Here is a 13,382-nt window from a genome sequence, read left to right on the forward strand (position 1 = left end):
ATGTGTTCGAGTATTAGAAAATACACGAAAAGCGACAATTAAAGGAGAGAATTAAATGAACACTGCTGCAATCTACCATCGTCCAGAAAGTGAATTTGCTTATCTTTATACAGAAGAAACAATGCATATTCGTTTGCGTACGGCAAAAGGCGACATTGCCTCTGTCCAATTAGTGCAAGGAGATCCTTATCTTTTAGGGAAAGAAAAGTGGTACCAACAGTCGTTAACCATGGAGAAGTTAGTATCTACGGAGTTATATGATTACTGGTTTATTGCATTAAGTGCAAAATTTAAACGCCTTTCATATGCTTTTACTTTAGTAGGGACGGATGGTTTGACGGCGTTTTATGGCGAACACGGCATTTATCCTTTAGAAGAAAAGTATTTAGCGATGGCGAATAATTATTTTCGGATGCCGTATTTTCATGAAATCGATCGTTTTAAAGCACCTGAATGGGTGAAAGAAACGGTTTGGTATCAAATATTTCCAGAGCGTTTTGCAAATGGTGATCCTGCCAATGATCCTGAAGGGACGTTGCCTTGGGGATCTAAAAGACCAGATCGACAAGATTTTTTTGGTGGGGATTTGCAAGGGGTGCTAGATCATCTTGATTACATTGAAGATTTAGGTGTTAACGGCTTATATTTTTGCCCAATTTTTGAAGCGTTTTCTAATCACAAATATGATACGATTGATTATTTAAAAATTGACCCAGCTTTTGGTGATGGCGCTACCTTTAAGCGTTTAGTCGAAGAGTGTCATCGACGGGGCATTAAGATTATGTTGGACGCCGTTTTTAATCATATGGGGGACACTTCGCCTCAATGGCAAGATGTGTTAAAAAATGGCCAGGACTCAATTTATGCCGATTGGTTCCACGTAAATGAGTTTCCAGCTAGCTATGAAGAAAGTGCTGATTTTGAAGAAGCAAGCAACATTACCTATGATACTTTTGCATTCACTCCGCATATGCCTAAATTAAATACAGCAAATCCAGAAGTGCAAGCCTATCTTTTAGAAATTGCTCGTTATTGGATTGAGGAATATGATATTGATGCCTGGCGTTTAGATGTGGCAAACGAAGTGGATCATGCGTTCTGGAAAAAATTCCGGCAAACATGTGATGACGCAAAAGAAGATTTTTATATTTTAGGAGAAATTTGGCACTCGTCGCAAAGCTGGCTCCAAGGAGACGAATTTCATGCAGTGATGAATTATGCATACACAGATGCGATTATGGGCTACTTTGTCAAGCAAGAACTGTCCTTGGAAAAGATGCTTTCTGAAATGAACAACCAGTTAATGCTCTATCGACAACAAACGAATCAAATGCAGTTTAATGTTTTAGATTCCCACGATACACCACGCTTATTGCATGAAACGAAAGAGGATAAAGAGTTGATGCGCCAAGTATTAGCGTTTACGTATATTCAACCAGGCGTCCCTTGTCTTTACTATGGTGATGAAATTGGTATGACAGGTGATATGGATCCTGATTGTCGTCGTTGTATGGTTTGGGAGGAAAATCAGCAAGATTTGGATTTGAAGGGATTTGTAAAATCATTGATTGCCCTTCGCAAAAAGTATGCAGCTGTTTTTTCTGGTGGAACAATCGATTGGACAGGCACTTCTTTTGAAACGGGGTTGATTAGACTCGCTTGTCGTTTGGAGGAACAGACGATCTATGGGATTTTTAATACTGGCCAAGAGACACAATTTGTCGATAGAACTGATCGAGAAGTTTTGCTAAGTTCTTCTATCGAAATTGCTTCAGAACAGATAATGGTTTTACCAAAAGGTTTTCTTTTATATGAAGCATAATAATTAAGCAAAGGAATGTGAAGAAGAATGGAAAAACATTGGTGGCAAGAAGTCGTGGTTTATCAGATTTATCCTCGCAGTTTTAAGGATAGCAATGGAGATGGCATTGGAGATTTACCAGGAATTATTGAAAAATTGGATTATTTGGAAACGTTAGGCATTGGGGCTATTTGGTTATCACCAGTTTATCAATCACCCAATGATGACAATGGTTATGACATTTCTGATTATGAAGCGATTATGACAGAGTTTGGGACGATGGCGGATATGGATCGTCTAATTGAGGAAGCGAAAAAGCGAAAGATTGAAATTATTATGGATTTAGTGGTTAACCATACGTCAGATGAACATCGTTGGTTTATTGAAGCGAAAAAAAGCAAGGAGAACCCCTACCGAGACTATTATGTATGGGCTGATCCTGCTTCAGATGGCGGTGTGCCTAACCGATTGAAATCTGCCTTTTCGGGTTCGGCGTGGACGTTTGATGAAGCGAGTGGGCAATACTATTTGCATTTGTTTAGTAAAAAACAACCAGATTTAAATTGGGAAAACCAACAAATGCGTCAGTCGGTTTACGAGATGATGAATTTTTGGATTGATAAAGGAATTGGCGGTTTCCGTTTAGATGTAATTGACTTAGTGGGTAAAATTCCAGGAGAAGAGATCACCGCGAATGGCCCTCATTTACATCGTTATTTACAAGAAATGAACGCCGCGACATTTGGCGGCAAAGAGCTGTTAACTGTAGGTGAAACATGGGGGGCCACACCTGAGATTGCAAAAATGTACTCTAGTCCAGAGCGTCATGAATTATCCATGATTTTTCAGTTTGAACATATGAGCTTGGATCAACAACCAGGTAAAGAAAAATGGGACCTTCAGCCAATGGAAGTTGCCAAGTTGAAACAGGTTTTTGCAAAATGGCAAACAGAATTAGGAAATGATGGCTGGAATTCTTTATTTTGGAATAACCATGATTTACCGAGAATGATTTCACGTTGGGGAAATGATCAGGAACATTGGTTGGAAAGTAGTAAGTTATTCGCTATTTTACTGCACATGATGAAAGGCACACCTTATATTTATCAAGGGGAAGAAATTGGTATGACCAATACGCCGATTACAGATATTCGTGAAGCACGGGATATCGAAACAATTAACATGTACCATGAGTATCTAGAAAAAGGATATTCTAAAGAAGAAATTTTGCTGAAAATTAATACTAAAGGTCGCGACAATGCACGCCGGCCTATGCAGTGGACCGCTGAAAAAAATGCGGGCTTTACGACTGGTACACCTTGGATTGATGTTAATCCCAATTATCAAACGATTAACGTCGCTGCTGCTTTGGCAGATAAAAATTCACTATTCTATACGTACCAAGAAATGATTCGTTTGAGAAAAGAACATCCTTTAATTGTTTGGGGCGACTTTGAATTGCTGGAAACAGTGGACGAAGTGATTAGTTTTTATCGTACCTATGGTGAGGAACGCTGGCTTGTTGTAACGAACTTTTCTGACAAAGTTCAGCCATTTTCTGCAGACGTTCATGTAGAACAAGTAATGATTGAAAATATGCCGACAGATGTCACTGCTTTAGTAGACTATTCGTTAGCGCCTTGGCAAGCATTTGTTGTGAAAGTGAGTCAATAAGATGGACCAATGGTGGAAAAATGCTGTCGGTTATCAAATTTATCCTCGGAGTTTTAAAGATAGCAACGGGGATGGCATTGGTGATTTGCAGGGAATTATTGAGAAATTACCGTATTTAAAAGAACTAGGGGTCGATTTTTTATGGTTAAATCCGATTTACACTTCGCCGAACGTTGACAATGGTTATGATATTGCGGATTATCAAGGGATTCAGCCAGAATTTGGTACGATGGAAGATTTTCAAGAACTTTTGGACCAAGCGCATCAATTAGGTTTGAAGATTATTCTTGATTTAGTGGTCAATCATACAAGTGATCAACATCCGTGGTTTGTTGAAGCGAAAAAAAGTTTAGATAATCCGTATCGTGAGTATTATTTATGGGCCGATGCGACACCAGATCGTATGCCGAATGAATGGCAAAGCTTTTTTGGTGGCTCGACTTGGACGTATGACGAGGGTACAAAACAAGCATATTTTCATGTGTTTGCAAAAGAGCAACCTGATTTGAACTGGAAAAATCCTAAAGTTCGTGAAGAGATTTATGCGATGATTCGCTGGTGGTTAGATTTGGGAATTGATGGTTTCCGATTGGATGCGATTAGTCATATCCAAAAAGAACCTTGGGATTTTAAAATTACCACGAATCCGTGGGCTCCATTTATGAATGTAAAAGGCATTGAAGACTATATGCTAGATTTGAAAGCTATTTTTGCTGAGTATGACATCATGACAGTGGGGGAAGCTAGTGGCGTTTCAAGTAAAAAAGCGGTGGAATGGACCAATGATGCGGGCTATCTGAATATGATTTTTGAATTAGAGCACAATGTTCGAGAAGGAAAGCCAGGAGAAGAACGGTTAAATATTTTAGGCTATAAAAAAGTAATGGCTCGCTGGCAAAAGCATTTAGGGACAGAAGGCTGGAATGCATTATATGTAGAAAATCATGATAATCCCAGAATCAATTCGATTTTAGGCAATGAAACCTCTCATTCTGCTAAGGCGATTGGAACAATCGCCTTGCTCTTGCGAGGAACGCCGTTTATTTATCAAGGACAGGAAATCGGCATGGTTAATTATCCATTTCAACAGATTGACGAGTTAGATGCTAAAGATTCCCATAACCATTATCGTTTGCTTATAGAAAATGGCTACGATGCGAAACAAGCATTAAAAGAAGTGGCGCATTGGACGCGGGACCATTCGCGTACGCCTATGCAGTGGACGAGTCAAGAGGCAAGTTCATTCACCTCGGGGCATCCGTGGTTAGCAATTCATCCCAATTTCAAAGAAATAAATGTGGCTGACCAAGAAAAGGATGCGCAATCCGTGTTGAATTATTACAAAAAGTTAATTGCGTTGCGGAAAGACAATCCGGTCTTTACAGATGGACAGTTTGAACTATTAGCACCCAATCATCCGTCTGTTTTTGCTTTTTTAAGAAAAACAACTGAGGCAACAGCGTTAGTGATTGTCAATTTAAGTGGAGAAAAGTGCCAATTTGACTTGCCGAATAAATTACTAGGCAGAAAGTGGCAACAATTGTTAGGGAATCAAGACTTTACAGTGAAGAAACGGATGCAGTTAGCACCTTATCAGGCAGGGGTCTTCCAATAACTGATTTGTTCTATAATGAGTGCAAGAGACTTACTTTTAAGTAGGACTCTTGCACTCATTTTTAGGAACTTCAACAACCGAGAGACTTCATAAATAATTGAATTTTTGCAGAAATGCGTTATACTTACTTTGGGTAAGTTATTTAATTTTATGAAAGTAGGGGGAAATGATGCCGAAAACACGTGTAGAAGCATTTACAGATGCAGTCATTGCGATTATTTTAACGTTGTTAATTTTAGAATTAAAAATACCTGAAAAAGCAGATTGGTCTGCTCTGACCCAATCTGGACACAAAATCATTATTTATTTAATTAGTTTTGTTACTTTATTAATTTATTGGAACAATCATCATCATTTATTTCAAAGTGTCCGTAAAATTGATGGACGTGTCCTTTGGATGAATAATTTATTAATTTTGACGTTGACGTTTTTCCCGTTTGTTACTGGTTGGGTAGGTGAACATCCATTTTCTTGGCCGCCACAAGCTTTGTATGGCTTAGTAGTATTAGGAGCTGATGTTGCTTATTATCTAGTGGTGCGGGCATTGATTCAGGCAAATGGGCCCAAATCCGAAGTACAACGTTTGTTTGGCCACTATCCAAAATTAACGCTTTCGATTGTGTTGAATATTATTGCGTTGATTGTGGGTAAACTGGTAGCGCCAATCGCTGTTCTGATTATTGATACGATTGTTTTAGTCATGTGGTTTATTCCTGAGCGAAAAGCAGAAATAAAGGAAACTTTAAAGTAGTCATTTTTTATTTATAACAAAAAAGTCATAAATCTTTTGACAAGAATGTCAAACTCCTCTATTATAAGAAGTGGATAAAAACTGAATAATTGTTAGGTGAGGCTCCTATTTGGACAAATGCTGCTGCCGCGAAAGGATCGAGAGACCCTTAGTTGGTTGAACAGGAATAATCGTGAAGGTTATTCATAATGTAGCTGATACATGTTATCTACGCCCTATAGTGCTAAAGCTCAACGATAGAGAATCTTATTTAAAGATGGTATTTTGGGACGTACTCTATTGTTGAGTAGGTCCTTTTTTGTGTGTTTGGCAAAAAAGCAATTATTCACTGGAAGTATAAATAAGAAAAAGAAAGGATGACTGTCATGGAAGACCCTGGAAGTGAACAGAGAAACAAAATACAGTCACCAACGAAAGGAGAAGATTTTAGCACTCTTTTCGGCAGGTGACCACAACCTTGGAGGAAAAGAAAATGATGAACAAAAAAACAATGGATATGAGAAAAGCAACCAAAGATCAAGAATTACGTAAATTGGCGTTGCTTTCTGAACGGGAATTAATGATGGAATTACGGACATCTGAAAAAGGACTCTCGAATGAAGATGCCGAAAAAAGATTAGAGGAATTTGGACCAAACGAAGTTTCTGCACAAAAGCCAACCCCAGCAATTATTTTATTTTTAAGTGCATTCAAAGATCCGTTTGTCTATGTCTTAGCCTTATTGATGGTCGTTTCAACTTTAACGAAAGATTTCGAAGCCGCTATCGTGATGGGCGTGATGATTTTAGCCAGTGTCTTGATTGCTTTTATACAAGAGTATCGTTCTCAGAAAGCGAGTTTGGATTTAAAAGAATTAATTGAAAACACCGCTGCAGTGACACGGGAAGGGATTACGAAAGAAATTCCAATGGACGAAATTGTTCCAGGAGACATTGTAACTTTAGCTACAGGAGACATGATTCCTGCAGATGCCGTGTTGATTTGGACCAAAGATTTATTCGTTAATCAATCGTCGCTAACAGGCGAATCCATGCCTGTCGAAAAATTTGTGGATGCAGGTGTGGATCGTCAACAAACAGAGGTTTCTGCATTAGATATGCAAGACCTAGTGTTTATGGGCACAGATGTCTTGAGTGGACAAGGAAAAGCGATTATTTTAAAAACTGGGCAACATACATTTTTTGGTGATATTGCTAAAAATGCTACAACACAACGAGGAAAAACTAGTTTTGACTTAGGCTTAGCAAAAGTCAGTAAGTTTTTATTACGAATGGTAATGATTTTGTTTCCAATCGTTTTCTTGATTAATGGTTTAACTAAAGGTGCTTGGGGCGAAGCGTTTTTCTTCGCGATTGCCGTTGCAGTTGGTTTGACACCAGAAATGTTGCCAATGATTGTTACGAGTAACTTAGCCAAGGGTGCATTATCCTTATCGAAACATAAAGTCATTGTTAAAGAATTAGCGGCTATCCAAAATTTGGGTGGTATGGATGTGCTCTGTACAGATAAGACTGGAACGATTACCGAAGATCGTGTAGTTTTGGTTCAACATTTGAATCCATTAGGTGATTTGAGTGACGAGGTTCTAAATTTAGCCTACTTAAATTCTTCTTATCAAACAGGTTGGAAAAATTTAATGGATATTGCCGTTATTAATTTTTATGAAGAGCATCAATGGAAAACGCCGTTTAAAAATGTCACTAAAATTGATGAAATTCCTTTTGATTTTTCCAGACGCCGCTTAACGGTTGTCGTGAATGCAGATGATCATCAATTGATGATCACGAAAGGCGCCGTGGAAGAAATGGAAGAAGTGTGCACGCATGCGCAAATTAATGGCGAAATTGTACCATTAAGCACTGCTGTACGAGAAGAACTACGCCGAGTGAATGTTCAAATGAACAAACAAGGGATGCGTGTGTTAGCGGTAGCTGTTAAAAAAGATGTCCATAAAGAAGCAGTTTATTCAGTTGAAGATGAAAAAGAGATGACATTGATTGGGTTTATGGGTTTTCTTGATCCAGCAAAAGAGTCAGCTGTCAGCGCTATCCGCTCCTTACATGAACATGGTGTCAACGTGAAAGTGCTAACGGGCGATAATGACATTGTCGCCAAAAAAGTCTGTAAAGATGTAGGTATTGAAGTTTCCCATGTGTTATTAGGTTCTCAAATTGAAGCAATGACAGATGAAGAGTTGCGGGCGCAAGTAGAAGAAACTAATTTATTTGCCAAATTAAATCCGATGCAAAAATCTAAAATTATTGAATTGCTACAAGCAAAAGGTCATACGGTTGGTTTTATGGGGGATGGCATTAATGATGCACCGGCATTACGAAAAGCTGATGTGGGCATTTCAGTAGATACTGCAGCTGATATTACTAAAGATGCTAGTTCGATTATTTTACTGGAAAAAAGTTTAAATGTACTGGAATCTGGTGTGATTGAAGGACGAAAAGTATTTAGCAATATGATGAAATATATTAAAATTACCATCAGTTCTAATTTTGGGAATGTCTTTTCAATTTTAGTAGCCAGTGCCTTTTTACCATTCCTACCAATGCTTTCTTTACAACTCTTGATTCAAAATTTAATTTATGATGTGGCTCAGTTGACAATTCCTTGGGATAATGTCGATGAAGAAGAGTTATTAAGCCCTGTTCGTTGGGAAACGAACGGACTAGCGAAATTTACGGTATGTATTGGCCCGGTAAGTAGTATTTTCGATATTCTAACGTATCTTGTCATGTGGTTTGTGTTTAGCGCCAATAGTTTGGCAACTCAACATTTATTCCAAACAGGTTGGTTTATGGTGGGACTTGTTAGTCAAACGTTAGTTGTTCATATGGTCCGGACGCGGAAAATACCATTCATTCAAAGTCGTGCGTCAATGCCTGTGATGTTAAGTAGTTTAGGCGCAATTTTACTCGGTTTCCTGATTGTAGCAACGCCTATAAGAGAGGTTTTTGACTTTGTGAAACTTCCGGCTAACTACTGGCCATGGTTCTTTGGAATCATCATTGCGTACATGTTAACTGTTGAAGTAGCTAAACGTTTATATATTAAAATTACCAAGGAATGGATTTAGTAAAATCTACTGAAAGAGAAAAGAATTTGCTAAGCTGTATTACTCGTTTTGCGAAAATTTGGTGATTTTAAGCAATGAATGTTCGTGATAAAACCTAAGGTAAAGTATTTGGCAAAAAAACGAGCCCCAAAAAATAAAAATTAACGAAAAAAACTTTGTTCTCTAAAAAATAAAAAACCGCATGCTGAGTAGGTTACTCGGCTGACGGTTTTTATTTTTTGGTTTTTTCAAGATAATTTTCATGAAAACGCAAAGTTCGGAAATCAGATTACTAGCCAGCTCGGGGATAAGGGGGCTCAAATTAATAGAACTGTTATATAATATTTTCAAAATAGAATATAACAGTTAGGAGAAAAATAGTACAGAAGAAGTGTAGAACGGAAACCGTTTTCTTGTTTGTGAAAATTATCACTAAACCGCAAAAACATGCGGTTTTGCTCTTTTGTGAAAAAATGAAGAAATTAGAGTTTTTTTCTTGCGCTTTTTCGAATTTAGTGATAATTTGTTAAGTGTAGTCGATAAAAAGTAATACAGTTTCGCACTCTGTTTTACTTTTATCGAAATTAAAGAAACGTAATAGAGAGGATTGTGTGACAAAATGGCAAAGGCTAAGAAACAAAAACCTATTGACTTTAAAGAGCTAATGGCTAAAGTCGACGCTGATTTCCCAACTTTCCAAATCTTGGATCAAGATGGAAAAATTGTGAATGAAGATTTAGTACCTGATTTATCGGATGAGGAATTAGTTGAATTAATGACACGCATGGTTTGGTCTCGTGTGTTAGACCAACGTTCTACTGCATTAAACCGTCAAGGACGCTTAGGATTCTTCGCGCCAACAGCTGGACAAGAAGCAAGCCAATTGGCAAGTCAATTTGCAATGGAAAAAGAAGACTACTTACTACCAGGTTACCGTGATGTACCTCAATTAGTACAACATGGTTTACCATTAAGAGAAGCTTTCTTATGGTCTCGTGGTCACGTAGCAGGGAACTACTACGCGGAAGATTTAAATGCATTACCACCACAAATTATCATTGGTGCTCAATACATCCAAGCAGCTGGTGTTGCTTTAGGATTGAAAAAACGTGGAAAAGAAAATGTTGTCTTCACTTATACTGGTGACGGCGGTTCTTCACAAGGGGACTTCTATGAAGCAATTAACTTTGCTGGTGCTTACCAAGCAAACGGTGTCTTCATTATCCAAAACAATGGTTTTGCGATTTCTACACCTCGTGAAAAACAAACAGCGGCTAAAACTTTAGCTCAAAAAGCTGTTGCAGCAGGAATTCCTGGTATTCAAGTTGATGGTATGGATCCATTAGCAGTTTACGCAATTGCAAAAGAAGCACGCGATTGGTCAGCTGCAGGAAACGGTCCAGTTTTAATTGAAACATTAACCTATCGTTATGGTCCACATACTTTATCTGGAGACGATCCAACACGTTACCGTTCAAAAGAAATGGATGACGAATGGGTACAAAAAGATCCATTGACTCGTTTCCGTAAATATCTAACAGATAAAGGCTTATGGTCTGAAGCAAAAGAAGAAGAAATTATTGAAAAAACAAAAGAAGAAATCAAAGTAGCGATTGCAGAAGCGGATAAAGCGCCAAAACAAAAAGTTTCTGATTTCTTGAAAAATATGTTTGAAGTTCAACCTCAAACAATTAAAGAACAAATTGCATTTTATGAAGCGAAGGAGTCGAAATAAAAATGGCACAAAAAACTATGATCCAAGCAATTACAGATGCCTTAGCTCTTGAATTAGAGAAAGACGAAAATGTCTTAATCTTCGGTGAAGACGTTGGTAACAACGGTGGGGTTTTCCGTGCAACTGAAGGTTTACAAGAAAAATTTGGTGAAGACCGCGTCTTCGATACACCTTTAGCTGAATCTGGTATCGGTGGATTGGCTTTCGGTCTTGCCTTGCAAGGTTACCGTCCAGTTCCTGAAATCCAATTCTTTGGTTTCGTTTTTGAAGTATTTGACGAAATCGTTGGTCAAATGGCTCGTACGCGTTACCGTATGGGTGGAACTCGTAATATGCCAATTACTGTTCGTGCCCCATTTGGTGGTGGTGTTCATACACCAGAACTTCACTCAGATAACTTAGAAGGATTAATCGCACAATCACCAGGTGTTCGTGTTGTTATTCCATCAAACCCTTACGATGCAAAAGGACTATTAATTTCATCTATTCGCAGCAACGATCCAGTTGTCTACTTAGAGCACATGAAATTATACCGTTCATTCCGTGAGGAAGTGCCAGACGAAGCTTATGAAGTGCCTTTAGATAAAGCGGCTGTAACTCGTGAAGGAACAGACGTATCAATCATCACTTACGGCGCTATGGTTCGTGAAGCGATTAAAGCAGCTGATAGCTTAGCGAAAGACAATATTTCAGCAGAAATCATTGATTTACGTACAGTGGCTCCTTTAGATGTGGAAACAATTATTAACTCTGTTGAAAAAACTGGCCGTGTGGTTGTCGTTCAAGAAGCACAAAAACAAGCTGGCGTTGGCGCTATGGTTGTTTCTGAAATTTCTGAACGTGCCGTATTATCATTAGAAGCACCAATCGGACGTGTATCTGCTCCAGATACAATCTTCCCATTCGGACAAGCAGAAAATATCTGGTTACCAAATGCGAAAGATATCGAAGCAAAAGCTAGAGAAATCGTCGAATTTTAATAGTTATTCGAAGTAGATAAACGAAGAATTAAACAGGTGGAATACGGCTATAGGCATGAGATGTTCAGCTACTATAGTCGTTTCCCCGCGTTTTGCTCCTAAGAAAATAGACAGATCCAACGAAGAAGGGAAGACTTAAAAAATGGCTTATCAGTTTAAATTACCGGATATCGGTGAAGGGATTGCCGAAGGCGAAATCGTTAAATGGTTTGTAAAACCTGGCGATACAATCAACGAAGACGATACGTTATTAGAAGTACAAAATGACAAATCAGTGGAAGAAATTCCATCACCAGTAACAGGTACTGTAAAAAATATCGTTGTACCAGAAGGAACAGTTGCAAACGTTGGTGACGTGTTAATCGAAATCGACGCACCTGGTCACGAAGATAACGATGCAGCACCGGCAGCTCCTGCACAAGAACAAACACCAGCACAACCTGCTGCTGTACCAACAACCGAAGCAGCTGGCGGATTTTTCCAATTTAAATTACCAGACATCGGTGAAGGAATTGCCGAAGGCGAAATCGTTAAATGGTTCGTTAAAGCTGGCGATACAATTAATGAAGATGATTCATTATTAGAAGTACAAAATGACAAATCAGTAGAAGAAATTCCATCACCAGTAACAGGTACTGTAAAAAATATCGTTGTACCAGAAGGAACAGTTGCCAATGTTGGTGACGTGTTAGTTGAAATTGACGCACCTGGTCATAATTCAGCAGCACCGGCAGCCGCAGCACCAGCTACTGACGCTCCTAAAGCGGAAGCATCAGCTCCAGCCGCTTCAACAGGCGTAGTTGCAGCCGCTGATCCAAACAAACGCGTTTTAGCAATGCCATCTGTTCGTCAGTATGCGCGTGAAAAAGACGTTGATATTACACAAGTAACTGCAACTGGTAAAGGTGGCCGTGTCATTAAAGCGGATATTGATGCCTTTGTTTCTGGTGGTTCTCAAGCAGCACCAGCTACTGAAGCTGCCGCAACAGAAGCAGCACCTAAAGCGGAAGCAGCAGCACCTAAAGCAGCGCCAAAAGCCTTTACTTCTGATTTAGGCGAAATGGAAACACGTGAAAAAATGACACCAACACGTAAAGCAATTGCTAAAGCAATGGTTAACAGCAAACACACTGCTCCTCACGTAACATTACATGATGAAGTAGAAGTTTCTAAATTATGGGATCACCGTAAGAAATTTAAAGATGTTGCTGCTGCAAATGGTACAAAATTAACATTCTTACCATACGTTGTAAAAGCATTGACTTCAACTGTTCAAAAATTCCCAATCTTGAATGCATCAATCGATGACGCAGCACAAGAAATTGTTTACAAAAATTACTTTAACATTGGTATCGCTACTGATACAGATCATGGTTTATATGTACCAAATGTTAAAAATGCTAATACGAAGAGCATGTTTGCTATCGCTGATGAAATCAACGAAAAAGCAGCATTGGCTATCGAAGGCAAATTAACTGCACAAGATATGCGTGATGGTACAATCACAATTAGTAACATTGGTTCAGTCGGTGGCGGCTGGTTTACACCAGTAATCAACTACCCTGAAGTTGCTATTTTAGGCGTTGGTACAATTGCACAAGAACCAGTTGTTAATGCAGACGGCGAAATCGTTGTGGGACGCATGATGAAATTATCATTAAGCTTTGACCACCGTATCGTTGACGGCGCAACTGCTCAAAAAGCAATGAACAACATTAAACGCTTATTAGCTGATCCAGAATTACTATTAATGGAAGGATGA

8 protein-coding genes and 1 riboswitch are annotated in these 13,382 nt (G+C 38.8%); all 8 genes read left to right on the forward strand.

The window, feature by feature from the left end; translation table 11 throughout:
* Positions 1–55 precede the first annotated feature (55 nt).
* A complete protein-coding gene (locus IGL07_RS06350; RefSeq protein ID WP_010817242.1) occupies positions 56–1,822 on the forward strand; it encodes a glycoside hydrolase family 13 protein in 1,767 nt (588 codons plus the stop codon).
* Between the two features lie 27 nt (positions 1,823–1,849).
* Positions 1,850–3,475, forward strand: a complete 1,626-nt coding sequence (locus IGL07_RS06355; protein WP_010712389.1) for a glycoside hydrolase family 13 protein — start codon at positions 1,850–1,852, stop codon at positions 3,473–3,475.
* Position 3,476: 1 nt separating this feature from the next.
* Positions 3,477–5,090 (forward strand): glycoside hydrolase family 13 protein, encoded by a 1,614-nt coding sequence (locus tag IGL07_RS06360; RefSeq protein WP_010817243.1) that lies wholly within the window; start codon positions 3,477–3,479, stop codon positions 5,088–5,090.
* Between the two features lie 169 nt (positions 5,091–5,259).
* Positions 5,260–5,841 (forward strand): TMEM175 family protein, encoded by a 582-nt coding sequence (locus tag IGL07_RS06365; RefSeq protein ID WP_010817244.1) that lies wholly within the window; start codon positions 5,260–5,262, stop codon positions 5,839–5,841.
* 81 nt (positions 5,842–5,922) lie between these two features.
* A riboswitch (M-box (ykoK) riboswitch) is annotated at positions 5,923–6,090 on the forward strand.
* A gap of 223 nt (positions 6,091–6,313) precedes the next feature.
* Positions 6,314–8,926: a magnesium-translocating P-type ATPase gene (mgtA, locus tag IGL07_RS06370; RefSeq protein WP_002388982.1), complete on the forward strand. Its 2,613-nt coding sequence runs from the start codon at positions 6,314–6,316 to the stop codon at positions 8,924–8,926.
* A 598-nt stretch (positions 8,927–9,524) separates the two neighbouring features.
* Entirely contained in the window at positions 9,525–10,640 is a 1,116-nt protein-coding gene (gene pdhA / locus IGL07_RS06375; protein ID WP_002357768.1) for a pyruvate dehydrogenase (acetyl-transferring) E1 component subunit alpha, read from the forward strand.
* Between the two features lie 2 nt (positions 10,641–10,642).
* Positions 10,643–11,620, forward strand: a complete 978-nt coding sequence (locus IGL07_RS06380; protein WP_002357767.1) for an alpha-ketoacid dehydrogenase subunit beta — start codon at positions 10,643–10,645, stop codon at positions 11,618–11,620.
* A gap of 142 nt (positions 11,621–11,762) precedes the next feature.
* A complete protein-coding gene (locus IGL07_RS06385; RefSeq protein ID WP_002357766.1) occupies positions 11,763–13,382 on the forward strand; it encodes a dihydrolipoyllysine-residue acetyltransferase in 1,620 nt (539 codons plus the stop codon).

Source organism: Enterococcus sp. DIV1368f, from assembly GCF_051712245.1.
Lineage (GTDB): Bacteria > Bacillota > Bacilli > Lactobacillales > Enterococcaceae > Enterococcus > Enterococcus faecalis.

Excerpts from the sequence above, each read along its gene's own strand:
- IGL07_RS06385 (WP_002357766.1), top strand. The coding sequence starts at position 11,763 with ATGGCTTATCAGTTTAAATTACCGGATATCGGTGAAGGGATTGCCGAA.
- IGL07_RS06365 (WP_010817244.1), top strand. The coding sequence starts at position 5,260 with ATGCCGAAAACACGTGTAGAAGCATTTACAGATGCAGTCATTGCGATT.
- IGL07_RS06380 (WP_002357767.1), top strand. The coding sequence starts at position 10,643 with ATGGCACAAAAAACTATGATCCAAGCAATTACAGATGCCTTAGCTCTT.
- IGL07_RS06350 (WP_010817242.1), top strand. The coding sequence starts at position 56 with ATGAACACTGCTGCAATCTACCATCGTCCAGAAAGTGAATTTGCTTAT.
- IGL07_RS06355 (WP_010712389.1), top strand. The coding sequence starts at position 1,850 with ATGGAAAAACATTGGTGGCAAGAAGTCGTGGTTTATCAGATTTATCCT.
- mgtA (WP_002388982.1), top strand. The coding sequence starts at position 6,314 with ATGATGAACAAAAAAACAATGGATATGAGAAAAGCAACCAAAGATCAA.
- IGL07_RS06360 (WP_010817243.1), top strand. The coding sequence starts at position 3,477 with ATGGACCAATGGTGGAAAAATGCTGTCGGTTATCAAATTTATCCTCGG.
- pdhA (WP_002357768.1), top strand. The coding sequence starts at position 9,525 with ATGGCAAAGGCTAAGAAACAAAAACCTATTGACTTTAAAGAGCTAATG.